Origin of the sequence: Leptospira gomenensis (genome assembly GCF_004770155.1) — a bacterium.
GTDB lineage: Bacteria > Spirochaetota > Leptospiria > Leptospirales > Leptospiraceae > Leptospira > Leptospira gomenensis.
Genome location: NZ_RQFA01000037.1, coordinates 1 through 25,029 on the forward strand (window position 1 = coordinate 1; position 25,029 = coordinate 25,029).

Genomic DNA, 25,029 nt, shown 5'->3' on the forward strand with positions numbered 1-25,029 from the left:
AAACAGAAGACAAAACGAAGAAACAAAAATGAAAACGCCGTTAATACAAATACGAAACAAACCTCATCAAACCCGTTACGCGGCGCGCATACCTTCGCGTTCTTTTTGTTTTGCGTTGCACCGCGCTCGCCCGTGACAACACCATACCGCTCTTCTCGCGCGAGATCCCGTGGCTGCGGCTGGGCGGCCGTTTGGCACAAACGTCCATCTCGCTTCCTCTTACATTTCCTGCGTGAGCGGGCCGCAGGGCGCGAAGCGTCCTCGTAGAGGACGAGCGGGAATCCGCGAGCCCGGAGTCACGCGACTCGGAGCCGCCGGAATATTCCAAAAAATGAATGTAGTTTGGCCGACCACCGGCGGCTCCGAGACACGCCCCGAACCCCCCTAAACCCGATCGCTTCTTCCGGACAAACCTTACAAACCTTTTCCGTCGAAACGGCCAGGGGCGACGTTCCAAAAGATCGCTTATTGCGAAGCTCGCGATCGCAAACTTCCCTTCGATTCTGCCGGCAACCAATCGAGGTTCCCAGAAATAACCGTTTGACAGTCAGGTTTTCCGGATTGAAATGGAATCGGAGCTACGTTTGGAATCAAAAGAAACTTCTAAAAAGAAATCGGGCTGGCTGCTCTACATTGCGGCGGGGATTCTTTTATTTTCCGCGCTCCTATTTCTAATCGGCAAATTCAACCGAACCGGGCTGGAAGAGAAAATCGCTTCCGGTAAACCGATCTACTTTCTCTTTCACGCTTTAGGCGATAACGAAGAATATGAATTCGGTCTTCTCGCAACCCTCTTCCCCGCGAATAACCGCTGTGCGTTGTATTTCATTCATCCGATCACTTCCTTCGACGATCCGGACGATTCCTTAGATCTTCTCAAGTCCGGGGCCAAATCCTCCGTAAAAAGCGCAGTCACCGATTTGATCGGCGCAAAACCCAATTATACGATTTCCATTTCAGCGGGAAATTGGATCCGTCTCGTCGATCTACTGGGCGGTTTAAACGTTTATATGGATCACAAAACCGCCCGCAGCTCGCAGGAATACAATCGGGAAGCCGGGGTTTATACGATGTCCGGTCAGGACGTTTACGACTACACATCGACGATGGAAAAAAAGGAAACACTCGATTATTTGGATCGAATCAGCCGACAAGAAAGTATCGTTCTTACCCTTTACGAAACTCTGACCGAAAGAAAGGAATTCCTAACTCTACCGCTTCTCCTCTTCGCACACGGTCTGATCGAAACGGATCTCTCGAAAGAGGATTTCCTCAGTCTCGTCAAATACGTCAATTCCAGAAGAATTCAATTCGGAGTGGGAGAACTTCCCGGCGAACCGCAAAACGACCCGAAGACGAAAAAACCCTTTCTCAAAACGGATATCGCAAGAGCCAGAGTCGCGTTTCGTAAATTCTCCAAGGATATGAACTCCGACGTCTTTACGGATGCGGAATTCGGAAGAACCGAGGTTCTCAACGGAACCGAAGTCGCGGGACTTGCCAAAGACGTCCGCGGAATTCTTTCCGATAAACGGATCAAGGTTTTGGCCGCAGACAACGCTTGGAAAAAAGGATTTCCGAAAACCGTAGTCATCGACCGCTCCGGCAACACGGCGATCATGGATCGCATCTCTACGGTCCTCGAAAAAGCCGAAGTCCATCACGTCCTCAGAAAGGATTTGGGAATGGACGCGACCGTGGTAGTAGGCTCGGATTACGAACCCAGAAAATAAACGCATGAACCCTACCCCGAAACAAGATTCCAATACATTAGAAATTCTTAAAGTTATCCGCGATATCATGACGGATAAGAAGTGCGAAGAAGTGAGTATTCTCAACCTCGAAACCGTGAACAGTTATTTGAGTTACTTCGTCATCTGTACAGTAAACTCCGCCGTTCAAGCGAATGCGGTCGCGAGAGAGGTTCGCAAAACCTTGAAAGAATACAAACTTTCCCACAAAGAAGCGGATAAAACCGGAACATCCGCAAACTCAGGCTGGACGCTTTTGGATTTCGGAGAAATCATCGTGCACATCATGACCCCCGAAAAACGGGAATATTATAATTTAGACAGACTCTGGCGGGACGCCAAGAGAATGGAACTCTAAGGAGAATTCGGACCGTTTCGGACCGCCCGATCCAGGATGATTTTCAACTCAGCCGTATTCGTTTATTTCTTTTTGATCGTTCTTGCGGTCAGTTATTGTTTCGCGCTCCGCAAAACCTCTCGCGCCGTGCAGAACCTCTTTCTTCTCGCGGCTTCCTATTTGTTTTACGGTTGGTGGGATTGGATTTTTCTGATTCTGATCATCACGACTACGGTTTCCAATTTTTTCATTGCGATTCTGATCGAAAAAAAGGAATCCTCACGTTTACGAGGCTGGCTCCTTTTCCTGGCGGTCTTGATCGACATGGGAATGTTGGGCTTTTTCAAATATTATAATTTCTTTATAGATAATCTCAAAGCCGTCGTCAAAACCTCGACCGGTCTTTTGGGGGTAAACGATCCTTCCCTCTTTCAGGACGCTACGTTTTTGCAGATTATTCTTCCGGTGGGAATCAGTTTTTTCACGTTTCAAACTCTGTCCTACGTGATCGACGTATATTTCCGCAAACTCAAAGCGGAAGACAATCTCGTGGATTTTTCCCTATTCGTTTGTTTTTTTCCGCAGCTCGTCGCAGGCCCGATCGAACGAGCCGGCGATCTTCTACCGCAGATAAAAGAGGATCGAAAGATCGATCTGGATTTGTTCTATAAGGGTTGTCTTCTTTTACTCGTAGGATATTATATGAAAACCTACGTCGCGGACAATCTTGCGGAATTGGTCGATCTCGTATTCCTGGACAATCCCCTGATCTACAAAGCCGATCCGAGTCTGGCGGGTGGGCATTCCGCGGCGCATACGATCCTCGCGTTTCTCGCGTTTTTCTTCCAAATTTACTGCGACTTTGCAGGCTATTCCTACATAGCGCGAGGATCCGCCTTTCTATTGGGCTTTCATCTCAGCGAGAATTTTATAACGCCCGAGTTTAGTGTGAACTTCCGAGAACTCTTCCGTCGATGGCACGTAACGTTAAATCGATGGTTCACCGATTACGTTTATATCCCGTTAGGTGGAAGTAAGGTCAGCCGTCTATACAACTTCAGGAATCTCCTGATCATATTCGGCCTATCCGGAATCTGGCACGGAGCGAGCTGGAACTTCGCCTTTTGGGGGCTTTCCTGCGGATCGTTCATCATCCTTTATATGATCTTTAAGGAACCGTTCGAAAGTTTGAAAGGATTTATGCTCGCGAAATTTCCGTTTTTGCAACGGAACGTATTCCGAAAAACTTTCTTTTTTTGGTCCTGTTTTTTTACGGTTTTTATGTTCGCGATGACTTCCATCTTCTTCCGTAGTTACGACTGGAACCACGTAAAGATTCTGTTCTCCGGGATTTTCGAGAATTTTTTCTCCCTACGCGGACCGAACGATCAGATTTCTATTTCGAATTATCTGGTGGAGATTCTCAAGGTCGTAGTACCTCTGTTAGTCTGGGATTACCATCATTTTAAGAATAACTCCGCGTTTTTTATCTTCGAAAAACACGCCGTAGTCCGCGTGTTGACGTATTTATTTTTCTTCTACTGCATAGTTCTGAAAGGTGTGTTCGGCAAGAATGTCATTTACTTCGCTTTTTAAGAATAAGGTCGTACTGAGCGTTTTGGCGATTCTTCTCTCAGTGGAAACGATCGCGCGGTTTACTGAAATTTATTTCTACGAGCACACGGAAGTATTCTTGGTAAACAACGTGCGTAAAAGAATGGAATCCGGCACACTCGCTTACGACGGATTGATTTTCGGGGATTCACGAAGTATGTCCCTGATTCCCTCTTCGGAATCCCACGTCTACAACTTCAGTCTTCCCGCGATGGGGGCAAGATATTATACGCATTACCTCGCTAAGTATCTGCGCGCAGGAAACAAAAAACCGGAGTATGTCATTTTCGCGTCCAGCCCCGGCCTGATCGCGGGAGGATACGGCGAACCGATCGTAGATCCTTCCCTGATGAAATACGTCCGTCCAAATATGAGTCTTTTCGAATATTTAAAAAATCGATTCCTTTCCGGATTAACGTATAAGAATTTCATCATAGAATCCGATCCGGCGAATATGCGCAAGACAATCTCCGAAATCAATTGGAAATTTTTTTCGCACAGGATTCTACATCTGTTTTCGATCCGAGAGATGTTCGATCAATACGACGGTCCGGAACTTTTATACGTCCTTTCCTCTTCGTTGCCCAACGGACTTTCTACGTATCGATACCGTAAGGCGTTGTTAAACGTATTCTCCTACGAAAATTACAAACCCGCGGAAGCCGCACTCAAGTTGGATTGCGGTTGTGAGGAGCTCTATACTCCGCGGTGTACTGCTCCGGAAAGTAATTACAGGGACAATCGTTGGATCGCGGAAAAACTTTCGTTTCAAAACGGAGGTTTGAACATCTCCGACCGGATCAAACCCCAACACGCCCTTCTGTATCAGATGAGCCGAGACAAACTCAAAGAGGAAATCCTAACTCCGTATAAGGACGAGCCGCATTTCGATTTTTCCGCGTTCGAGGATTTTTTACGGTATACGAAAGAGCAAAAAGTGGAGGTCCGTTATCTAGTGATGCCCTTTCCGGAATATTTGGAACCCACGGGATATTTCGATAAATTCTGGAAGGCCTTCGCTCCGCTCTTAGAAAAATATCCGCATCTCAAAGTTCTTCGATTCGAAAAACAGTTTTTAAAACCGGAACACTATTCGGATCAAATCCATCTCAACTGCAATGGCGCCAAAATCACCAATGAGATGTTTCATAAATTAGGATACTGATTCCTCTTCGAAACGTCCCCTACTGCAAAAGTTGTTTTTCCAATTCCGATACGGAATCCGTCGGAAGTTTGCAGGAGAAATTTTCGCAGACATATGCCGTGGCGGAATTTCCGGCGGACCGTCCCGCAAAAAGATCGGACAACTTCGCCGCTTCCTCCAGTTCTGCTTCGTCGAGGATCACGACGACCGCGTCCGGAAGAAAGCGGGTCTGAACGGCTGCTATCAATTCCCTACCGTGATTTTTGTCCTTCCGAACGATTACGATTTCCCGTTTGAGATTTTGGCTCGACCAGAAGGCGGAAAGCATATAAGGAAAACTTAATCCTTGAGAGGAAATTTCCTTCGAAAAATAGGCGAAAATCGTTTCCGCCGCGGCCCGATAACGATCCGAATCGACGCCTAACGCGGAGAGACGAACGAGAGAATGGGCGATCGAACTGTTTCCCGAAGGTTCCACTCCGTCGTATCCATCCACGCTTTTACGCAGAAGAACTTCAGCGTCCGTTCCGGTATCGTAAAAGACGCCGGCCGGGGAGCGGAACAGACGGATCACGTCCTCCATCCACAAAACGGCGTTCTTGAGAAAACGGACTCCACGGCCGGCCTCGAACAAAACGATCGAAGCGGCTATCATCTCGGCGTAATCATTAGAATATCCTAATATTCCAGATTCTCCGTCCCGGTAACGCCGTAGAATTCTTCCATTCGGATCGACGAGTTTTTCGGTTAAAAACGAATACGTTTCCTCCGCGGAAACGAGTAAACTTTCGTCCTGAAACGCGGTCCCCGCTTTCACCAAGGCTTTGACGTAGAGTCCGTTCCAAGAGGTGAGAATTTTGTCGTCGCGGAGCGGGCGAATTCTTCCGTTTCTGCGTTCTAAAAGTTTTTTTCTGGCCCGCTCCGCGACGAGTACAACTTCACCGAAATCACCTTCGTATTGTTCGGCGAAAGAAAGAGGAAATCCCTCGTGCAGAATGTTCCTTCCTTCGAAATTACCGGCGTCCGTAACGTTCCAAACCTTCTCCAACAAGGAAGAATCCTCGCCGCATACTTCGCGGAATTCCTCCGAACTCCAAACGTAAAAACGACCTTCCTCTCCTTCCGAATCTGCGTCTTCTGCGCTGCAGATTCCACCTTCGGCCGTTCGCATATCCCGATGAAGATATTCGATCACGTCCATCGCAAACTCTCGCGCGGAAATACGACTCGAAACTTGCGAACATTCCGCGAGAACCTCGATAAACAGGGAATTATCATACAACATCTTTTCGAAGTGGGGAACCAACCAACGATGATCCGTCGAATAACGACAAAGACCTCCTCCGATTTGATCGTAGATCCCTCCGTGTTTCATCGCGATCAAAGTCCGTTCCGTCATTTCGAGCGCACGAGGATTTCCGGAAGAATAAAAATATCGGAGTAAAAACGAAAGCCCCATACTGGGAGGAAATTTGTTAAGCGAATTCGTTTTAAAACCGGCGAACTGCGGATCGTAATAACTTTCGAATAATAAAAACGCTGAATCAAAACTCTCCGGTCCGGGAAGAGAGCTATCACCGGATTCGCCCGCTTTCGCTTCTCCGTTATCCTTCAAATACCGGGTCAATTCCGCGGAAGCCTGGAGCAACTCTTCTTTTTTTTCTTTCCAGACCCGATCTAAAATATTCAAAACTTCTAAAAAACTCTTTCGACCGTATTTCGGTTCCGGAGGGAAATACGTTCCTCCAGTAATCGGTCTTCCCTCCGGTGTGAGGAAAAGATTCAACGGCCATCCTCCGGGTTGATCCATCGCGTGTAACGCATCCATATAAATCCGGTCGATGTCGGGGCGCTCCTCCCGGTCCACTTTGATGGAAACAAATCTCTCATTGAGAAAGCTCGCAATCGTTTGATTTTCAAAGGATTCGCGTTCCATAACATGACACCAATGACAGGTAGCATAACCGATCGATAAAAAGATCAGTTTATCTTCCGACTTGGCTTTTGCAAATGCTTCGTCTCCCCAAGGAAACCAATCCACAGGATTGTAGGCGTGTTGTTGGAGATACGGACTTTTTTCTCGCACAAGGCGGTTGGGAGTTTGTGAGTGACGCTGCATTGTACTGATTCCTTTTTAAGTTCGAAAATTCATTTTTCGATTTGTAAAAAACTTCCTGAATTAGAGCATGTCCATTAAGTAGGCACTTACATGGCTTTCAAAAAGGAACGGATTCGTAGAAAATTCAAAACAGTTCTCATTTCCGGAACCCTCCTTTTTGCCGCGATTCAACCGGCAGTCGCTCAGGAAATCAATCCGAACGAAGCCCTTGTGGAAGAGGAAAAAAAATCTTCCGAAGGGAACCTCAGCGATTCCAGAAAAGTGCTTCGTTTGACTCTTCGAGAAGCGGTGAATCACGTTCTCGAAAAGAATATAACAATCCAAAATGCCAAGATGGAATATGTCAAGGCGGATGGAACCGAACTCAAAAACGAATCCCAATTCACCTGGAATTTGATCGGTGGGATTACCGTTTTTAAGACCACTCTTCCCAACAACCGAAACAATATTTTCTTAGGAACGAAACAAAGTCAGGATAAGATCAGCGTAGGGATCGAAAAGAATTTCCGTAGCGGAACCTACGCGAAATTAGAAGGAAGCACCACTCGTTTTGATACGAGCGCATTCGAGGATCCGGCCACGACCCCGTCCAGTTTGTCGCAACTTGCGATTCCTCCGCAATATACGAGCGCCTTGACGATTACTCTGAGCCAAGAACTTTTAAAATACGGCTTCGGAGAAACGCAGAAATACAAGGATTCGATTCTCAGACAAAACACCGTAGTAAAACGGGAAGAATTGATTTATACCTTATCCCAACTCGTGGTCCAGACGCTGATCCAATATTGGAGTTTGAACATTTACGATTCCAACGTAAAAACCTTGGAAGAATTACAGTCCAACACGAGAAATATCCGGGATTTGACCGTAAGAAAGAGGAACTTAGGACTTTCCGAAGGATTTGAAGTCAATCTCTGGAGTTCCATTCTTTCGCAAACCGCGGCTAATTTGGAAAAAGCGAAGGTTTCCCGACGGGAGGCGGAGAGGGTTTTGATTCGAATTCTAAACGCGGATCCTTCTTCCCGGGTGGAAGGGGTCACCGATTTGCAGGAAACGGTCCCTGCGGACTTCGACGTGGAAAAGGATTATCAATTCGCTTTAGAACACAGAACGGATCTGAAAAATTTGCGGAAGCAAAGAGAAATCGCCGAACTCAATCTTAAAATCAAAGAAGCGGAAGATATGCCTTCTTTGAAGATTTCCGGTGCGTATTCCACCCGCGGGCAGAATATCGTCGCCCCGCAACAAAACGTTACGGATACGAATCGTGGAATTGCCTCGTTTAAGTACCCCGAAGCGTACGCTGCGTTTCAATTTTCCTATCCTCTTTGGGATAAAGGAATCAAAGCGGACATTCGCAACGCCAAACTCGACTTAGAAAACTTGGAAAAAAAAGAAACCGAGTTAAAACTTTCCATCAAAGAAGAATTATCCAATCGTTACGCTGCCATTGTGGCCGGAAAAGATTTATTGGAAGGCACCAAAAAAAGAAAGGAAGAAGCCGGTAAATTTTACAGAGGACTTTCGGAGCGTTTTCGACAAGGGCGTTTCACCGCTGTCGCCGTCAAATCCGCGTTGGACAATTTGATTCAATCGGAATTGCAAGTGACTCAAGCCAAAATCCAATTCAACATCGATATTCTTCGTTATGAACTCGCAAAGAACCATATCTTTGAGAAATTCGGGGTGAATGCGCAAGAGATCATCGATCGTTTGCTGAAAGCCGCCGCAGATTCCAAAGCGATTTCAGCGGGCGCGTCTTCGGACTAATTTTTCTTCTTCTTTTGCCTTTGCGGCATCCTGCGCCCTTTTTTCCAAGGATCCTTCCGTCGTTTCATCTCCGCAATTCTTTCCCGCATGCGCTTTTCCCGTGTGAGTTCCCGCACAAGTTTTACAACAAAACCTTCATCTCCGCAATTCTTTCCCGCATGCGTTTCCCCGTGTGAGTTCCCACACAAGTTTTACAACAAAACCTTCATCTCCGCAATTCTTTCCCACATGCGCTTTTCCGTGTGAGTTCCCGCACAAGTTTTACGACAAAACCTTCATCTCCGCAATTCTTTCCCACATGCGCTTTCCCGTGTGAGTTCCCGCACAAGTTTTACAGCAAAACTTTCATCTCCGCAATTCTTTCCCACATGCGCTTTTCCGTGTGAGTTCCCGCACAAGTTTTACGACAAAACTTTCATCTCCGCAATTCTTTCGCACATGCGCTTTCCCGTGTGAGTTCCCACACAAGTTTTACGACAAAACTTTCATCTCCGCAATTCTTTCGTGGGAGGACCAAAAGAAACGGATGCCGATCCCGAAACCACATCCATCCAAAACCGAAAGGCCGAAATCAAGCCTTCGGAATTTTAGGCATTTCGAAAGGAAGAGATTCACCTTCCAGAGATTTCAAAAATTCGATCAAGTCCCTCTTTTCTGCTTCGGAAATCGCAGCGGGTTTCAACAACGGATCTTCGATCGAACCTCTGGCGCCGCCGTTCACGAAATGACTGACCACGTCCTCCAAATTCCTAAATTCACCGTTGTGCATAAATTCGTTCTTTTTACTCACGTCCCGCAGACTGGGCGTTCTCACAGTTTGGGTGATTCCCTTCAAACCGGTCGTATGACGCTCCGAATCCGAAAAATTGGGCCCCTTATGGCACTGCGAACACTTCGCCTTGTTCATAAAAACGTCGAGTCCTCGTTTTTGGGCCGGAGACAAAGCCGATTCCTCACCCATCACATAACGGTCGAATTTGGAATTTTTAGAAACGATCGTTCTTTCAAAAGCGGAGATCGCTTTTACGATCCGATCCATCGTAATACCGGGAGATCCGAACGATTTTTCAAAAAGCTCCCGATACTCCCGTATCTGATTCAATCTTGCGACGATGGTTTTTTCGTCCTTCAACATGACGGCGGTGTGGACCCGTTCTTTGACGATGTCTTCGAGATCGTTCGCCTGCGGATCCTTGAAAACATCCCGATACAACGCAACGTTCGTCAAGGCTGGAGCGGAGGATTTATGAATTTGATTCCGAGGCGCCGCAGAGGAATTTTGAATCTCCACGCCGTGACAGATGGCGCAATTCGTGTCGCCCTTTAAAGAAAGACGTTTGTCGAAGTAGAGCAGTTTTCCCAACTCCACCTTATCCTTGTTATAAGGATTGTTGTTCGGATGAATGACGTTCTTGACCACAAAACTTTCCAGTTCCGGTTTTTGAACCGGTTCCTTGCAGTCGCTCAGAACGAGCCAAACGCAAATCGAAAACGAAATGGACAAAATCCGTATCATAAGGACCATCCTGCGTCCATGGTTCAATGAAAATCCCTTCTGTCAATTCGAATTTAGAACAATTCTAATTACATATTCCGTGTTAAAAAGAAAGAAACCTTTTATCGTTCGCAAACCGTAACGATTTACGAAAGAAAAAATTTCATTCTTTGTCACACGACCCTTGGAGCCTGCGTCTTCCTTTCAGAACAGGAGGCTAACATGTCGCAAATCAAAACCGTGCTGATCGCAGGCGGAGGATACGCGGGGATCATCGCAGCCAATCGTCTCGTCAGAAAAAAACTTCCGATTGAGATCGTATTGGTGACCGCTCGGGAAACGTTTCAGGAAAGAATACGGAACCATCAACTGCTCGCGGGAACTCTCAAAAACACGTACACCATACGATCGCTTCTTCATAAAAGCGTAAAACTCGTAATCGAGAAAATCGCAAAGATCGAACCTCAATCCAAGCGTGTGGTTCTCGAAAACGGTTCCGCTTTGAAATACGATCACCTCGTTTACTCCCTCGGAGTGCAAGGTTCGTCCGCCGCAAAAATCAACACGAACGTTTACTTTCGAATTTCGGAAACGGAAGAATGTGCGAAGATGCACGAACTTCTAAAATCGAATCCGAACGCTAAAATCACGGTTCTCGGAGCCGGTTTGAGCGGAATCGAAACGGCCGCGGAACTTGCGGAGAATTTTCCGAACCTTCGACTGACACTCGTGGACGCAAGTCCGCTTGGAAAAGGTTTTTCCGTTCCAGCACAGAAAAAACTGAGAGAATTTTTCGAAAATAAGAACGTAAGAATTTTAGAACATTCTAAAATTATGGAATACGAAGACGATGCTCTCGTAACCGCGGACGGGAAAAGAATCGAACACGATTTCTGCGTTTTATCGAGCGGACTTTCCGCTTCCAAAGTGGGAGAACAATCGGGTCTCAGAACCAATCCGATCGGTCAGGTTTACGTAAATCAATTCCTCGAAGTAGAGGATTATCCGGAAATCATCGGCGCGGGCGATTGTGTACAAGTGGTTTCTTCCGGTTACGATCATTTGAGAATGGCTTGTGCGAGTGCGCTTCCGATGGGAATCTACGCGGCTGAAAGACTTACCCATTTGCTCGGGGGAAAAACCAAAAAAGGAATCGCGCCATTTTCGTTCGCGTATTTGGGAAGAAACGCAAGCCTTGGAAGAAAAGACGGAGTAATCCAAGTATCCAATCCGGACGATTCTCCGACTTTAAAAATCTGGACGTCACGAAGCGCTGTTTGGATCAAAGAATCGATTTGCAAATTAACAATCCTTTCGTTCCGACTCGAAAAATGGTTCGATTTTTATTTCTGGAAATCCTTTCCTGAAACCAAGGCAGAGTACGGAACCGCGGTTCTTGCGACAGAATCGGAGAAATGATCATGGATAGACTCGGGCAATTTTTAGAACACAAGTCTCTCGTTTTCGGGATAGCTTATCGAATGACCGGAAGCGTCAACGACGCGGAAGATATCGTTCAAGAATCGTATCTGCGTTGGGAAAAATCCGGTTCCGACGAAATCCGTTCACCGAGAGCTTTTTTGTCCACGATTGCCACGCGTCTATCCCTCGACACTCTCCGCAAAGTGAAAAACAAACGGGAAACTTATATCGGTCCTTGGCTGCCGGAACCGATCCCGACTTCGCCCGAAATCGAAGAGCCGGATCCGGAAACACTGGATCTGGCCTTTCTTCATCTATTAGAAAAATTGAATCCGATTGAAAGGGCGGTTTTTATCCTACGGGAGTCCTTCGACATGGACTACAGTTTGATTTCGGAAGCGGTCGAAAAATCCCAGGAAAATTGCAGACAAATCCTAAAACGCGCCAAAGACTCTCTGAAATTCGGAAGAAAAAAATTCACCCCCGACAAGGAAACCAAACGTAAACTACTCCACAACTTCCTACTGGCTTCCTCCAAAGGAGAACCGGAACTTTTACTTCCCTTTTTAAAAGAGGAAATCGTGGTTTGGTCGGACGGGGGCGGCAAGGTCCACGCGGCGAGGATTCCGATTTTCGGCAGAAAACGTGCCGCCTCTTTTTTGATACGAACCTCCAAAAATGCTTTCTTTAAAGAATCGGAAGTCGAACTCTATTTTACGGAATGCAACGGTGCGGAAAGCGTTTTAGTCTACAGAAAAAACAAACCCGTTTATCTAAGGAGTTTCATCATCGACGAAAACGGAATCTCTTCCATCTACAGTGTGTTAAACGAAGAAAAGATGAAGGCGTTCGAAAATAAAAGCGAACTTTTGGAACGTAAGGTTATCCTTCCTCTGGAATTTTTTCTTCTGTTCCCCAAGGGTTCCGCACGAAATCCTACCCCTCCTCTTTGGACAAAACCTTTGTTGAAAATCGTACACTGGGCCATACTCAGAAAAAAATGATTCACCGAACGCAAAACGTATTGTTTACGATTCGAACGTGATTTCGTTCCTATACTTTCAATTCGTCGGAATTCATTCCGAGTGGTTCCGCAAGAAGATTGAAATAATGCTCCGTTGCGGACAACCAGGTTATTTCCACGATTTCTTTTTCGTCGTAAAATCTTCTAAGTCCGTTAAACGTTTCGTCCTTTACGAATTTCGTTAAACATATCTCTTCCAAATATAGGAAAAGAGCTTTTTCCTTTTCCGAATACAAATTGCTGACTCTGAAATTCATCAACTCTTTGACTTTTTGAAATTCGACGGTTTCCTTTTGTGCGGTATATTCGGCGAGATTACTACAGTATTCGCATTTATTTTGATAGGATACGAAACTGCGGATATGAAGTTTCGTATCCGCGGACAACGAAAGTTTTTTTTCTGTCGAAATGATCTTTGTGGCCACGAACAAAAGCGGGGAACTTCTTACGTATAGCACGTTAAACAATGCCAAAACTTTTCCGAATCGTCTTTTGGACATCCAATATACTACTCTCATCAAAAGGGAAGCGGGACGATCTATCGGTTTTAAACGAGTCATGTGATTCTCCTGAACAAATCATCGGCTTGAAAATTCCGCCGAATCGTTCAGAGAATATACCGCCGGCAAGTTCAAGAATAGGAAAAACCTGCTGGAAATTTCTTTTTTTCTGGAAAATTCAGCGTTTTTAAAAGAATGGATCATTATGCGCGATCTATCGAGAACTCTACTTTATCTCTGGGACAATAAGGGTTTGTTTGCAGGAAGACATCCAGATATAGAACTTCATACGCACGCTGTTCATGCTTTATGTGTGGGGATCGACGGAGAGTTTGAACACAGCGAAGACGGATTCAATTGGATCCGATGCAGATCCGCGATGGCGCCTCCTGGAACTCCCTCGGCGATTCGTTTTTCTGGAACTTATTCCGTCATTTTATTTTACGAGCCGAACTCTTCCGAACTTCCAAATCTAACATCGGAAAAGGAAAGTCCAAGTCGAAGCGGAGTGATTTTACATCTTAAAAAAGAAAAAGAGCTTCTAAACAGTATAGAAACGTTGATCGATTCGAATCGAAAGGAGGATATCCCGAAACTATTGGAAAATATTTGTATTCCTCCTATCCGAAGATCGAAACCAAAACCTTGGAATCATAGGCTTTTGCCGGTGATGCGTTTGATTCTGCAAGATCCGGATGAGAATTTCTCGATCGAAGAAATGTCTCAAAAAGTCGGGTTATCGCCTTCCCGTTTGGCGCATTTGTTCAAAGATGAAATCGGAATTCCCATTCGCCTGTTCCGTACTTGGTTCCGATTAAAAACGGCGATTTTATTCATCAAAAACGGAGCTTCGATAACCGAAGCGGCCGTCAACGCGGGCTTCTACGATTCATCCCATTCGTCGGAATTCATTCCGAAAAATGTTCGGAGTTTCTCCGACGGAGACGTTCCGTTCCAACCGAAAGATAGAGTGGTACGTCGAAAACGAACTCGAATTTCAGGAATTCGCCGTTAAATGTTTCGTATAGTCGATCAAACCAGGATTGAGAAGCGGAGACGATCCCATAAGAAATCCTGCAACCGATTCGTCGATTTTATAGTGTTTCCCAGAGTCGCGGACAAACGGGATGAATTTCCTCGGGAAACGTTAGGCGGAATTGCAAACCCATTCGCGACCGAATGCGACGTCCTCGAAACGAAAGGATAAAAACGGAAGGGACCTACCTCCGAAAACGAAAAAGCGCGTCCTCAGGGAACGCGCTTTCGAAAATTCTAATTTTCTAATAGAAGATTCTTATTTCGCGGAAGCAGCCTCGCGGATGACGTAAGCCGCGATTTCGTTCTTCTGGATCTGAGTCGTTCCTTCGAAGATACAGAGAATTTTCGCGTCTCTCATCAGTTTTTCAACGGGGTATTCCTTCGTATAACCGTATCCGCCGAAGATCTGAACCGCATCCAAAGCGCATTTCATCGCGGTTTCGGAAGCGTGCGCTTTTGCGATCGCGGAATACTTCGGAAGTCTCGGATCTTCCGCATCGGACATTCTCGCAGCGAGATACGTAACTTGACGGGAAGTTTCCAAACCGATCGACATATCCGCGAGCATGTGTTGAACCGCCTGGAAGCTGGAGATCTTGGATCCGAACTGTTCTCTTTGTCTTGCGTATTTAGAAGCGTAATCGAGAGCCGCTTGTGCGACGCCCACACCCATCGCCGCGACGTAAGGACGGGAAGCGTTCAGAGTTTGAAGAGCGTAAATGAATCCTAAATTTTCCTTTCCGATCATGTTGGCTTCTTCAACCGCACAATCTTCGAAAATGATCTGACGAGTATCGGAGGCGCGAATACCGAGTTTATCTTCCTTTTTACCCACGGTCAAACCGGGGGTGTCCCGCTTAACGTAGAAACAGCTGACCCCTCTGGTTCCTCTTCCTTTATCGGTATATGCGAATACGGTATAAGCTCCAGCGCTGCCTCCACCGGTGATCCATTGTTTGGTTCCATTGATGACCCACTTGTCGCCTTTTTTAACGGCGGTGGTGCTCATGCCGGGAACGTCGGAACCTGCGCCGGGTTCGGAGAGACAAAAGGAAACTCCGTATTCCCCTTCGACGACGGGAGGAAGCCATTTTTTCTTTTGTTCGTGAGAAGCTCCTTTCAAGATAGGAAGGATTCCGAGACCGGTATAACCGAAACAAAGAGAAATTCCGAGACAACCTCTGGAAAGTTCTTCCGTAACAAGACATTGTTCCACGGAACCGAGTCCCCATCCGCCGTATTCTTCCGGAACAGTAAGACCGTTGACCCCCAATTCTCTTCTCATACGATTGATGAGTTCTTCGGGATGTTTATTTTCTTCGTCCCAGTGGATTGCGACTTCATGAGTGATTTCTTTTTTCACGAAATTACGGATCTGATCCCTGATTTCGATCTGCTGTTCAGTATATTCCTGGTACATGGGCTTTCCCTTCTTGCGCGAGTGATTCTGATCCTACTTTTTTTTTTACGTCGATTAGATCAAACCAAAATATGAGGAAAAAAACGGTCGCATCGATTGTTCACTGCATTTTCGAGAAGAATCTTGTTTCTATTTTTTTAACGTAAAACTCGAGTCCAACAATCGGATTCAAAATAAAGAATCCGACCTTTTTTCAAAGAACGAACGTTCTGTTGCGAATTTAAACCGACTCAATCAGGAAAAATATTCCGATGTCCGAACGTCATAAAAAAGGATTTATATCACTTTTTCCTTCTTCATCGTTTCTATTTCCTCGGGAGAATAACCCAGAGATTGGTAAATCGAAGAATTATGTTCCCCGTGTTCCGGAGGATCCAATCGATATGTGATCGGAGTTTCCGAAAAAGGAAACGGAGCTCCGAATTGGAAATAATCGCCGTAACGCGCGTGTTTCTTATCCAGAATCATCCCCCTTTCCTTAAGAACGGGATCACTGCTGACTTCCTCCATCGTCTTCACTGGCGTCAGACAGGAATCTTCGTTTTCAAAAAGAAAGTTAAGATCTTCGTACGTTTTCGATTCGAAGTAAGAGATAAGAATTTCCTTCCATTTAGGAAAATGTTTTTCCTCGGTCGGGAATTCTTCGAGATGTTTGTCGAGTCCCGATTGCCTAAGAAAGGTTTTGAAGAACATATCCTCCAGAGCGCCGAGCGCCACCCATCTTCCTTCCTTAGTGCGATAAACATTATAATTCGGTAATTTACCGGAAAGAAGCTCGTTGCCTCCTTCCGGATTTTTTCCGGTCGCGGCGAAAATTCCCCCGTACAAGGAGAGAAACGGAAGTGAAGCGTCCATCATGGAAACCGCAATTTTTTGTCCTTTGCCGGTTTTTTCCCGGGCGTATAACGCCGCTAAGATGGAAGAAAGTGCGGTCATCGTTCCGCCTCCGATATCCGCGAGTTGGTATCCTGGAATCTGCGGAGTCGCACCCGTCTGCGACAAAACGCCGGAAAGAGAAAGGTAATTGACGTCGTGCCCGGCAAAGTCCCTGTATTTTCCTTCCGCGCCGTAACCGTAAATACCGCAATAAATCAGACGCGGAAAACGGTCCTTGAGATCGTCGTAACCGAGACCCATTTTCGCCAAACCGTCCGGACGAAAACCCTCCAACAGTATATCAGCATTTTCTAATAATTTAAAAAGAATCTCTTTAGACTTTTCCTTTTTGAGATTGAGCGTGATCGCCTTTTTGTTCCGATTGAGCATAAGAAACAAAGAAGGAGCCCCGTTCGCCTTTTTGAACATCACCCGGGTCGCGTCCATCGCCCTCGGATTTTCGATCTTGATTACTTCCGCCCCCATGTCTCCCAAATACATGGAACAAAGCGGACCGGGAAGAAGCAGACTCAAATCGATTACCTTTATACCGGAAAGTGGACCTTCGTTCATTCTAATCCTCGCGCGTTAAAAAGTTTTTCTCCCATCTAACAAAGAAGAGGAATTTAAGATACCTTTTTTCGCTTCGTAAACGATTCCGGAACAAGCGAAGGCGGACGAAGACGTGCGGCCGTTGATCGACGAACCGAGGTCGAAATCAATGAGGAACTTCGATCGTGTGTTGAAAGAATTTTACGATAACGATAACCGCGAGCGATCCCCGCGGCGAATACGAATTCCATCCATGAGATATTTAGAAGTATAAGTATTCGGGCGAATTAAGATTTAGCGTCGAACATGTTTGCCGCACATAACCAAACACCGGCGAGGATCAAAACGATTCCGGCCCATTGAGACCAGCTCAGTCTTTCCTTAAACGCGAACGAGGAAACGATCAACACGATGATAAAACCGGCGCTCGTAAAAACCGGATAAGCGAGGGAAAGTTTCAAACCTTTACCTAAAACGAAACGATAACCGAGCAACGCTAAACCGAAAGAAGCCAAACCTCCGATAAAGATCGGATTCAAAATCGTACGGAGAATTCCAGGAACTCCTTCCGGATTCGAAGCGGCGTCTCCCAACGAGCTCGCTTTGATGAGAATGTTCGCCAATGCGTTGAAAACGAGAGCAACGATAAACACGATAAGAACTTGGATCTGCATGACGAACTCCGGTTTTGACTTTACGAAAACCAGTTCACCGAAGGAGTTGGAAAGATCAAGGTCAAATCTCTTTTCAATGTTCAGAAAAACTTTCCCTTTCCGCGGACTTACGCTCTCTTACATAGATACCGATCCGAAATCCGTCGATAAACCGACGATCCTACTTTGTCACGCAAACGGCTACAGCGCCTACACGTATCGTTTTTATATCGAAGAACTTCGAAAAACGCATCGTGTCCTCGCCCTGGATTTTTCCGGTCACGGAGAGTCGGAGTCCACGCTCGAGTTCGCGAATTGGTATTTTTTCAGGGACCAAGTATTGGCCTTGATCGAATTCGAAAATCTAAACGACTTAGTCGGAATCGGACATTCCCTCGGAGGAGCAAGTCTTCTACTTTCCTCGTACGCGGCACCGCGCCGTTTCAAGAAAGTGATCGCTCATGATCCGGTAGTATTAAGTTTTCTTAAAGTAACGTATTCACGCATCGCGCACAACCCGATGGCCAAAGTGGCGATCAAACGAAGAAGGGAATTCAAAGACTTGGACACGGTCCGAAAAATCTACAAAAGAACTCCTTCCTTTTCGGGCTGGGATCAAGAAATCTATGAGGATTACATAAAAAGTTGTTTTAGGATCGACGAAACCGGAAAAGCGCTCTTACGTTGTGCACCGGAAGTGGAGGCGAAAATATTCGATTCGGTGAGTTATCTGAGTCTCTATCAGTACGGAAAAATCGAAACGGAAACGCACCTGACCATTCCAGAACCGTACGAAGTCTGTTCTCCGAAAGGAGCCGAACGGATCGTCCGCGGAAATACGGAGTCCACTTTGGAAATCTGGCCCGGAACCAATCACTTTTTTCCTTTCGAACACAAACGGAAAACTTTGGAACGGATCCGCGCGGTCTTATAACGTTTCTCTTCTTGGATCAGGAAATATTAGAATTTTCTAATTCGATTAGAAATAGCGGAACACTTTTACCGAAAACGAGACATCGTAATCCTTCTCCTGAAACTTCGTATCCCGGGCGGTCAAGGTTCCGTCCGGTAAACGAATTCTCGCGGTGGTTATCGGAAACGAAACGCCAAAGCTAAAGGGTTCCGTATCTAAAAGAACTCCGGGAGCAACCACGGTCGAATAAAATATTTCCGCTTTAGGATCGGACGTTCGTGTCATTTCCAAACTAAGCTCGAACGAACGCAGCCCATACGACAACAGAGATCGAAATACCGAGTTTTCTCGAATTATTCCCCGTCCCTCTCCGTAAAATCTGTGTTAGTCTGCAAGTTCCACCGCGTCGCAGAAAAAATTCCGAACGTGTACTTCCGAAAAAACAACCTGCCGTAAAATTCCACATTACCGAAACGTTCCGAACCGATCGACAAATTTCCTTTCCCCGAAACAAAACGATAACTCGTTCAATCTAAAACGGAAAACGATCCGAAAGTAAAAAAATAATTTAACGCCGATTTGGTGATCGTTCCAACGCGCTTTCCGTCCTTCCCGGCCTACCGGACCATCGCATAAGGAAGAACGGCAAAAATAGAAATCCATTAAATTCCGGATTCATAATAAAAACTGTATATTAAATAACTTATAAGTAGAAAAATATAATACGCCGGAAGTATTCTACGGTTTTTTTTTCAGAAAGAAATCGAGGACGAGGATCGATACTTAAAATAAAAGTCACATAACGCTAAAAAGGAAAAAATTTTCGGATCGGCACAAAACAATTCCTGAAACGTATTTTTCGTCGCTTCGGAAACTATTTTGATTTACGTCATTTTTTTAGAAAACCCAGGTGAAGGACAGAGAATTGGCGCGCCCACCGTCCGAAGTGGAGACGCTAACACTTTTTAAATCCCCGGACGATAGATCCCTATTACTCAAAAAAATATCCAAGGTAATCGCGGTCAAAAGCAGATACGCGTAATTTCTTCTTCGTTCGTAAAAGAGTTCCTCTTCCATACGGGTACCGTTAGACGAAACCACGTAGTCGGAACCTTTAAGTCCGAACTGATAGAGTAAAAAAGCGGCGCTGGCTGCATTGTTTCCGGTAGGACTCGACAAGAAGGCTCCAAACGTCAAGTAAAAATCCTGCCTCCCCTGCGGAGAAAGATCTTCCTGCCCAAAAGCGAAATAAGGGCGGGGTTTTTGGAAATAAGTCCGCCCCTCGTAGAGAATAAATAATTTGGTGAAGATCATAAGTCCTCCCAAAAGCTGCTGACTTCCGCGATCGGAAAGTAATAACGGAGACCAAAACGGGAGCAAGGCCTGCAACAAACGCCAGCGACTTTTTTTACCCGGATTCTTCGCATTAACGTCCTTTGGATCTAAAGCGACATCCGGTATCTCCTCCCGAACCTTTGGAGTCTCAGAAGTCTCAGCAACGTTGGAAACTTCGACGATCTTTCGAGTCTCTGAAACTTTTAGAGCTTTGTCCGTCTCGGGATTTTCTAAAACTTTCGGCTTCTTCGGAATTTGACCGACTGAATCGGTCTTATTTTTTTTTGCAGGAAAATCCGGTAGAATCGATTCTATTCTGGAAAAAGGAATCGTCTCCACCTTATTTCCGATCACGATTTCGACCGAATTGCCTCCGTTTTTCATTCGAACCCTATCCGCTCGGATCTTTTGGCCGTTTTTTAACACGATTTGATCGGCATCAAGAATCGGGCAAAAGACAAGGATAAGAGCGAAAACCGCAATTTTTTGAAACGTTGCGTTCTTGTCCCTATTCCTGAAAAAAAATAAAAATAAATTGGCGAACATTATAATTCTCATACGTAAACAAGATGTAAGAGCTTAAGCGCGAATGAGCGATACATTAGAAGAAGTAGAACGCCTTTATAAAAGTTACTATAATAAACTCAAGTTTTTCTTTTTGAAGTCAGGTTTAACGAACGAATCTGCGGAAGAACTTTGTCAAGAAACTTTTATAAAGATATACAAACATCACCAGAAATACGACCCGAACAAAGGTTCCGAAAACACGTGGGTATACGCGATCGCCAAGAACGAATTGATCGATTTTTATCGGAGGAATAAAAACGAAAAAACGATCATCGATTGGGAGAAATGGGAAAATTTGACTTTCTCCAGCGGTTCTTCTCAAAATGATGCGGAAGAAAAAATGCTGATGGAACAACTCAACAAATCGATTCATCAGTTGAAAGAACCTGAAAAATCGATCGTGGTTCTGCATTGTATTCACGGTAAATCGATCGCGGAAACTTCGGAACAAACCGGAATCGCGCAGCGAACCGTGAGCAGAAGATTGGTATCCGCTTTCAAACTTTTGAAAGATGAATTAAAAATGTCCGGCATCGATGGCAGCTGGTTACAAGGAGTTCAGGAATGAAAAAAGATTCGCACGAAAACCTACTCCGCCTGATTCAAAATTCCGGAGACGCCGATTTAAACGAGATCCTTTCCGATCCGGAAGCTAAAAAGGAACTTTTCGATTATCTCAGAATGAAACGTATGTTGAGTTCCTTGGATCCATCCGACTTTCCCGTCCCGACAACCGTGCTTCGACCTCCGATTTCGTTGTGGAAAAAAACGGGAGCGTTCGTATTGGCCGCTGCATCCCTGTTTTTCGTGTTCGGATTATTTTTATTCTATCATAAAAACGAAGAGAAAATCTCTCTCGTGACGATCGAAAAAGCTCGGCAAGGCCGGTGCGAAAAGACCGCACAAGAAAACGGAGCGGTCGTTTATCAAACGGTGGAAAATTCGTACTGTGATCTTCGTTTGGAAGGTTTCGGAGAATTTTCGATTCGGATTCTTCCCGAAACCGTTGTGCGGATGGAATCCCGAAATGAGGAGCTGAATTTTATCGTGCAAACGGGATCGGCGCTTTTTTCAACGATTCGGAAGAAGGAAGGAAGTATCGTGAGCGCTAACAGCCCTCACCTACGCGCTGTTATGTTAGGAACTTCGATATTTATTTCGGCGTCCGGATCGAAAGAAAGAATAGTGCTCATAGACGGAGCCCTCCGTTTGGAACCTTCACAAGCAAATTCGGCAAACGGAATTCGACTTGAAAAAGGATCTATCGCCGAAGCGACGAACAACGGTGAGACGGGAAATTGGAACGAGCCTAAGATCCAAAAATTATCGGAAACGGAAGAATCCGTACTTCGAGAACAATTCGAATCGATGAATTCGATCCAACGAAATATCGTCGAGCACGAATATCGGCCTCTGGAACTTCAAAAAATCCGTAAGATCAAAGAATCTGAAAAATGGTCCGATCGACCTTACGTCAGAATTACCTTACAGAACGGAGATACGAAAGAAGGGTATTTAATCGAAATAGGAGATTCTTATTCAATCCAACCCATCGACTCCGACGTAATTCGAATCAATCGATCTTCCATTCAGGAAATTTCAACTCTTCGACAGTAAATCGAGCCGGATCGTCTTTGACCTTTTCGTTTTTTAGAAAAGCGTCAAGACCGCCTTCCATTTACAAAACCTTCCACCTAAGTGATAACTAGAAGATTTTTTTGTTTTCATCATTTTGCCTCTTATTAATATTGGTTTATCATTAGTAGTAAGAATAAAATGTCTCTCAACCGCCTCCAAATCGGATTTCTGCTAATTCTATTACTTCTTTTCGTAAGCAGGGAGACTCATACCCATTCGGAAAGGGAACTCGCGGAGAAAACGGTTTTCGAAATCGAATCTTCCGACCCCGATTCCAAGCCGAACGCTTCCTGTCCGATCTGCGAGCTGCAAAGAAGTTCGCACACGATCGCAAATCCAGATCTTTCGGAGATTTCGATTTCTCCCGTTCTAGGACGATACGCGACCTATTTTTTAGATTCACTTTCCCTAATATCTTTTTTTTCCGGCTCCGTTTGTTTCGGACGCGCACCTCCCTTTCTATCGGCGTAATCCTTTAGTTCCGGTTACTCGATTTTAAATGGGCGTTTTACGTCCGGGAGTCTTCTTTGAAAGATTATTTATATATTCATATTAAAATATTATTATTTATTACTTTTCTTTTTCCTTTTTCCGTAAACGCCTTGGACGTGGCTTTGAACGGATACGTCCGGGATAAGGACGGCAATCCGGTCGTCGGCGCGAAAGTACTCATCCGCGAATCCAGAAAAAGCGCGGTTACAGACCGGAAAGGGGAATTCACTTTGGATCATATTCCGCCGGGAAAATATACGTTAACCGCTTTCGCAAACGGATTTCAATCGGAAACGATATCCTTCTCTGCGGGTGACAAGGACGAAAAGATCCAGTTTATCCTAAACAGAAGTTTGCTCGAAGATACCGCGATAAACGTCACCGCGAAATCTACCATTTCTGATTTTTTGAATTCCCCCCAACCGATAACCGTTTTGTCCGGAAGACAACTGGATAGACAAAGGGGTGAAACGGCGATGTCGGCCATAAACAACACTCCCGGTGTCTCGAACCTCACCACGGGAGCGGGAACGTCAAAGCCGATCATCCGCGGTCTTACAGGTCAGAGGGTGTTAGTCATGACCGACGGAATACGTCAAGAGGAACAACAGTTCGGCGACGATCACACAGTAGAATTAGATTCGTTTAATATTCAAAAAATAGAAATCATACGGGGACCGGGAAGCGTTTTATACGGTTCGGACGCGTTAGGCGGCGTTGTAAACGTAATAAGGGATAAGGCGCCGATTTCCGGAGACGGAGTTCCCAAGATGGCGGGTATTTTCAATTCCAACAGTTACTCGAACAATAAGCAGGACGCCGGAAATTTTGCGGTTTACGGGAATATCAACGGTTTCGGATATCGCGCCAGCTCGAACACGAGGAAGGCCGGGAGAATCGCCACTCCCAAGGGCACGCTACCGAACACCGGTTTGATAGAAAAAAATCAGAGCGCCTCGGTTGGAATGGATGGCAAGTGGGGAAATTTCTACGTCGATTCCTTCCGTCGGGAACAAACACAGGATCTCTTCGACAATCCCAACGAAAATCCCGGTTCGACCGTCTTTCAAAAACTCTTGCACGAAAAGTCGCATTTTCATTCCTTCTTTATTCTTCCTGCGGGTAATCTGGAATTGGACGTTTCCTATCAGAGAAACAACAGAAGAGAGGTGGAATCCAAAAACAAGCTGATGCCGATCAAGGACGTTCTTTTGGACGATTCGGTCGATACTTTCGAAAAATCGTTTCAGCTCTATCAGGTTTTAGGTCGCGACAAATATCAGGGACTCAATCTTTTTTTAGATACCTCCACCGCTGATGCAAAGTTTCACCACAAACCTATATTCAATATTCTGCATGGAACATTCGGAGTTTCGGCGTTCCAACAAACGAACAAAACCAAAGGGACCGAACCTTTGATCCCGTCCTACGGAATCGTCAACGTCGCAGGTTTTTTTCTCGAAGAATTAAAACTGGGATCCGTGACGTTGAGCGCCGGAATACGGGGCGACAAGCGGAGTCTGGACGTTAGAAACAACGCGGACTTGGGTATTGGAGAACAGACTAAAAATTATTATGCGACAACGGGTTCGGCTGGAATGGTTTGGAGGATCGAAAAATCGGTTTCCGCCGTCCTGAACTACGGCAGGGGGTTTCGCGCTCCGACGCCGTTTGAACTTTTTTCAAACGGTATCCACGAAGGAAGCGGCAGATTCGAAATCGGAAAAGACGCTCTCAAACCGGAATATTCGAATAACGTCGATTTTGCGCTGCGTTATGCGTCTTCTAAGGTCCAAGCCGAACTTGGCGTTTTTCAAAACCGGGTTCAAAATTTCATTTACGCTTCTAGTATCGCGGAAATAGATTCGGAATCCGGATTACCAAAATATCAATACAAACAAGGAAACGCGGTATTAAAGGGCGGAGAGTTTTCCATACAAGTGGAAGCGACCAAAAAACTCGTATTGTCCGGAGGAATAGACCTCGTTTATGCGAGGAATCAGGACGATACGAATCCCCTTCCAAAAACGACCCCCAACCGAGCCCGAGCAGGATTAAGATGGACGGAAGAATCGCTATTCGGTTTAAAAAATTTCTATTTTTCGATCAACGGAAGATTTTACGATTCTCAATACAGAGTGGATCCTAAAGAAACCCCGACGAAAGGTTATAATTTAACCGATTTCGGACTCGGTTTCGAATTACCGTATTTCGGAGACGGCAACTCGAAACCGACTTTGGATTTCAGCGTCCAAAACGCGTTTAACGTTGCGTATGTCGATCATCTGAGCCGATACAAGGAATACGCGTTGGCCCCCGGGATGAACGCGATCCTGAAAATATCCTTCCCGTTTACAGTATTGGAGTAA

Annotated in this window: 21 protein-coding genes; 13 read left to right on the plus strand and 8 right to left on the minus strand. The window is 45.5% G+C overall.

The annotated features are described in order from the left end of the window. Positions 1 to 200, minus strand: a 200-nt coding sequence (locus EHQ17_RS19945) for a hypothetical protein (RefSeq protein WP_210414541.1), incomplete at its 3' end; no start/stop codon positions are given. Positions 201 to 566: 366 nt separating this feature from the next. Here EHQ17_RS19945 and EHQ17_RS08390 point away from each other — a divergent pair. The 4 genes from EHQ17_RS08390 to EHQ17_RS08405 are packed head-to-tail and all read left to right on the plus strand — an operon-like array spanning position 567 to position 4,867. After that, positions 567 to 1,733, plus strand: a complete 1,167-nt coding sequence (locus tag EHQ17_RS08390) for an LCP family protein (RefSeq protein ID WP_135591003.1) — start codon at positions 567 to 569, stop codon at positions 1,731 to 1,733. Positions 1,734 to 1,737: 4 nt separating this feature from the next. Further along, positions 1,738 to 2,109, plus strand: coding sequence for a ribosome silencing factor (rsfS, locus tag EHQ17_RS08395; protein ID WP_135591004.1), 372 nt, complete (start codon positions 1,738 to 1,740; stop codon positions 2,107 to 2,109). A 36-nt stretch (positions 2,110 to 2,145) separates the two neighbouring features. Then, a complete protein-coding gene (locus tag EHQ17_RS08400) occupies positions 2,146 to 3,684 on the plus strand; it encodes an MBOAT family O-acyltransferase (protein ID WP_135591006.1) in 1,539 nt (512 codons plus the stop codon). Continuing rightward, positions 3,662 to 4,867 (plus strand): hypothetical protein, encoded by a 1,206-nt coding sequence (locus EHQ17_RS08405; RefSeq protein ID WP_135591007.1) that lies wholly within the window; start codon positions 3,662 to 3,664, stop codon positions 4,865 to 4,867. The genes EHQ17_RS08400 and EHQ17_RS08405 overlap by 23 nt, the downstream gene beginning before the upstream one ends. Before the next feature lie 19 nt (positions 4,868 to 4,886). Here the strand turns inward: EHQ17_RS08405 and EHQ17_RS08410 are convergent, their stop codons facing one another. After that, a complete protein-coding gene (locus EHQ17_RS08410) occupies positions 4,887 to 6,965 on the minus strand; it encodes a thioredoxin domain-containing protein (RefSeq protein ID WP_135591010.1) in 2,079 nt (692 codons plus the stop codon). A 90-nt stretch (positions 6,966 to 7,055) separates the two neighbouring features. On the opposite strand from EHQ17_RS08410, the gene EHQ17_RS08415 reads away from it, so the two are divergent. Further along, positions 7,056 to 8,735 carry a TolC family protein gene (locus EHQ17_RS08415; RefSeq protein ID WP_135591011.1) on the plus strand — a complete coding sequence of 560 codons (1,680 nt, stop codon included), beginning with the start codon at positions 7,056 to 7,058 and terminating at the stop codon, positions 8,733 to 8,735. Positions 8,736 to 9,306: 571 nt separating this feature from the next. Here the strand turns inward: EHQ17_RS08415 and EHQ17_RS08420 are convergent. Further along, the gene (locus tag EHQ17_RS08420) at positions 9,307 to 10,251 is read right to left on the minus strand and encodes a cytochrome-c peroxidase (RefSeq protein ID WP_135591013.1); all 945 of its coding nucleotides are present in this window, start codon (positions 10,249 to 10,251) and stop codon (positions 9,307 to 9,309) included. Positions 10,252 to 10,452: 201 nt separating this feature from the next. On the opposite strand from EHQ17_RS08420, the gene EHQ17_RS08425 reads away from it, so the two are divergent. Together EHQ17_RS08425 and EHQ17_RS08430 are read left to right on the plus strand one after the other, a co-directional pair. Beyond that, positions 10,453 to 11,649: an NAD(P)/FAD-dependent oxidoreductase gene (locus tag EHQ17_RS08425; RefSeq protein WP_135591015.1), complete on the plus strand. Its 1,197-nt coding sequence runs from the start codon at positions 10,453 to 10,455 to the stop codon at positions 11,647 to 11,649. A gap of 2 nt (positions 11,650 to 11,651) precedes the next feature. Then, positions 11,652 to 12,656, plus strand: a complete 1,005-nt coding sequence (locus tag EHQ17_RS08430) for a sigma-70 family RNA polymerase sigma factor (protein ID WP_135591017.1) — start codon at positions 11,652 to 11,654, stop codon at positions 12,654 to 12,656. Between the two features lie 49 nt (positions 12,657 to 12,705). On the opposite strand, the gene EHQ17_RS08435 is transcribed toward EHQ17_RS08430, so the two are convergent. Then, a complete protein-coding gene (locus EHQ17_RS08435; protein ID WP_135591019.1) occupies positions 12,706 to 13,236 on the minus strand; it encodes a carboxymuconolactone decarboxylase family protein in 531 nt (176 codons plus the stop codon). Between the two features lie 145 nt (positions 13,237 to 13,381). On the opposite strand from EHQ17_RS08435, the gene EHQ17_RS08440 reads away from it, so the two are divergent. Continuing rightward, on the plus strand, positions 13,382 to 14,191 hold the full coding sequence (locus EHQ17_RS08440; RefSeq protein ID WP_135591021.1) for a helix-turn-helix domain-containing protein: 810 nt from the start codon (positions 13,382 to 13,384) through the stop codon (positions 14,189 to 14,191). Positions 14,192 to 14,470: 279 nt separating this feature from the next. Here EHQ17_RS08440 and EHQ17_RS08445 read toward each other — a convergent pair whose 3' ends face one another. The 3 genes from EHQ17_RS08445 to EHQ17_RS08455 all read right to left on the minus strand — a co-directional run bounded on the left by EHQ17_RS08445 (position 14,471) and on the right by EHQ17_RS08455 (position 17,736). Then, complete coding sequence (locus EHQ17_RS08445) at positions 14,471 to 15,634, minus strand: acyl-CoA dehydrogenase family protein (protein WP_135591023.1); 1,164 nt, start codon at positions 15,632 to 15,634, stop codon at positions 14,471 to 14,473. A gap of 276 nt (positions 15,635 to 15,910) precedes the next feature. After that, positions 15,911 to 17,083 (minus strand): CaiB/BaiF CoA transferase family protein, encoded by a 1,173-nt coding sequence (locus tag EHQ17_RS08450; RefSeq protein ID WP_135591025.1) that lies wholly within the window; start codon positions 17,081 to 17,083, stop codon positions 15,911 to 15,913. A 266-nt stretch (positions 17,084 to 17,349) separates the two neighbouring features. Next, positions 17,350 to 17,736 carry an SMR family transporter gene (locus tag EHQ17_RS08455; protein WP_135591027.1) on the minus strand — a complete coding sequence of 129 codons (387 nt, stop codon included), beginning with the start codon at positions 17,734 to 17,736 and terminating at the stop codon, positions 17,350 to 17,352. A 76-nt stretch (positions 17,737 to 17,812) separates the two neighbouring features. On the opposite strand from EHQ17_RS08455, the gene EHQ17_RS08460 reads away from it, so the two are divergent. After that, positions 17,813 to 18,649 carry an alpha/beta fold hydrolase gene (locus EHQ17_RS08460; RefSeq protein ID WP_135591029.1) on the plus strand — a complete coding sequence of 279 codons (837 nt, stop codon included), beginning with the start codon at positions 17,813 to 17,815 and terminating at the stop codon, positions 18,647 to 18,649. A gap of 876 nt (positions 18,650 to 19,525) precedes the next feature. Here EHQ17_RS08460 and EHQ17_RS08465 read toward each other — a convergent pair. Then, on the minus strand, positions 19,526 to 20,347 hold the full coding sequence (locus EHQ17_RS08465; protein WP_135591031.1) for a hypothetical protein: 822 nt from the start codon (positions 20,345 to 20,347) through the stop codon (positions 19,526 to 19,528). A 205-nt stretch (positions 20,348 to 20,552) separates the two neighbouring features. Between EHQ17_RS08465 and EHQ17_RS08470 the strand changes: the two genes are divergently transcribed. The 4 genes from EHQ17_RS08470 (at position 20,553) to EHQ17_RS08485 (ending at position 25,029) form a co-directional block, all read left to right on the plus strand. Beyond that, positions 20,553 to 21,098 carry an RNA polymerase sigma factor gene (locus tag EHQ17_RS08470; RefSeq protein ID WP_135591033.1) on the plus strand — a complete coding sequence of 182 codons (546 nt, stop codon included), beginning with the start codon at positions 20,553 to 20,555 and terminating at the stop codon, positions 21,096 to 21,098. Continuing rightward, positions 21,095 to 22,147 carry an LIMLP_03685 family anti-sigma factor gene (gene rsx / locus EHQ17_RS08475; protein ID WP_135591035.1) on the plus strand — a complete coding sequence of 351 codons (1,053 nt, stop codon included), beginning with the start codon at positions 21,095 to 21,097 and terminating at the stop codon, positions 22,145 to 22,147. Before EHQ17_RS08470 ends, rsx begins: the two co-directional genes overlap by 4 nt. Positions 22,148 to 22,306: 159 nt before the next feature. Continuing rightward, positions 22,307 to 22,639, plus strand: coding sequence for a hypothetical protein (locus EHQ17_RS08480; protein ID WP_135591037.1), 333 nt, complete (start codon positions 22,307 to 22,309; stop codon positions 22,637 to 22,639). 74 nt (positions 22,640 to 22,713) lie between these two features. Beyond that, entirely contained in the window at positions 22,714 to 25,029 is a 2,316-nt protein-coding gene (locus tag EHQ17_RS08485; RefSeq protein WP_425460693.1) for a TonB-dependent receptor, read from the plus strand.

Coding starts and splice junctions, on each gene's coding strand:
- EHQ17_RS08390 (WP_135591003.1), top strand. CDS start 567: ATGGAATCGGAGCTACGTTTGGAATCAAAAGAAACTTCTAAAAAGAAA.
- rsfS (WP_135591004.1), top strand. CDS start 1,738: ATGAACCCTACCCCGAAACAAGATTCCAATACATTAGAAATTCTTAAA.
- EHQ17_RS08400 (WP_135591006.1), top strand. CDS start 2,146: ATGATTTTCAACTCAGCCGTATTCGTTTATTTCTTTTTGATCGTTCTT.
- EHQ17_RS08405 (WP_135591007.1), top strand. CDS start 3,662: ATGTCATTTACTTCGCTTTTTAAGAATAAGGTCGTACTGAGCGTTTTG.
- EHQ17_RS08410 (WP_135591010.1), bottom strand. CDS start 6,965: ATGCAGCGTCACTCACAAACTCCCAACCGCCTTGTGCGAGAAAAAAGT.
- EHQ17_RS08415 (WP_135591011.1), top strand. CDS start 7,056: ATGGCTTTCAAAAAGGAACGGATTCGTAGAAAATTCAAAACAGTTCTC.
- EHQ17_RS08420 (WP_135591013.1), bottom strand. CDS start 10,251: ATGATACGGATTTTGTCCATTTCGTTTTCGATTTGCGTTTGGCTCGTT.
- EHQ17_RS08425 (WP_135591015.1), top strand. CDS start 10,453: ATGTCGCAAATCAAAACCGTGCTGATCGCAGGCGGAGGATACGCGGGG.
- EHQ17_RS08430 (WP_135591017.1), top strand. CDS start 11,652: ATGGATAGACTCGGGCAATTTTTAGAACACAAGTCTCTCGTTTTCGGG.
- EHQ17_RS08435 (WP_135591019.1), bottom strand. CDS start 13,236: ATGACTCGTTTAAAACCGATAGATCGTCCCGCTTCCCTTTTGATGAGA.
- EHQ17_RS08440 (WP_135591021.1), top strand. CDS start 13,382: ATGCGCGATCTATCGAGAACTCTACTTTATCTCTGGGACAATAAGGGT.
- EHQ17_RS08445 (WP_135591023.1), bottom strand. CDS start 15,634: ATGTACCAGGAATATACTGAACAGCAGATCGAAATCAGGGATCAGATC.
- EHQ17_RS08450 (WP_135591025.1), bottom strand. CDS start 17,083: ATGAACGAAGGTCCACTTTCCGGTATAAAGGTAATCGATTTGAGTCTG.
- EHQ17_RS08455 (WP_135591027.1), bottom strand. CDS start 17,736: ATGCAGATCCAAGTTCTTATCGTGTTTATCGTTGCTCTCGTTTTCAAC.
- EHQ17_RS08460 (WP_135591029.1), top strand. CDS start 17,813: ATGTTCAGAAAAACTTTCCCTTTCCGCGGACTTACGCTCTCTTACATA.
- EHQ17_RS08465 (WP_135591031.1), bottom strand. CDS start 20,347: ATGAAAAACGGAGGCAATTCGGTCGAAATCGTGATCGGAAATAAGGTG.
- EHQ17_RS08470 (WP_135591033.1), top strand. CDS start 20,553: ATGAGCGATACATTAGAAGAAGTAGAACGCCTTTATAAAAGTTACTAT.
- rsx (WP_135591035.1), top strand. CDS start 21,095: ATGAAAAAAGATTCGCACGAAAACCTACTCCGCCTGATTCAAAATTCC.
- EHQ17_RS08480 (WP_135591037.1), top strand. CDS start 22,307: ATGTCTCTCAACCGCCTCCAAATCGGATTTCTGCTAATTCTATTACTT.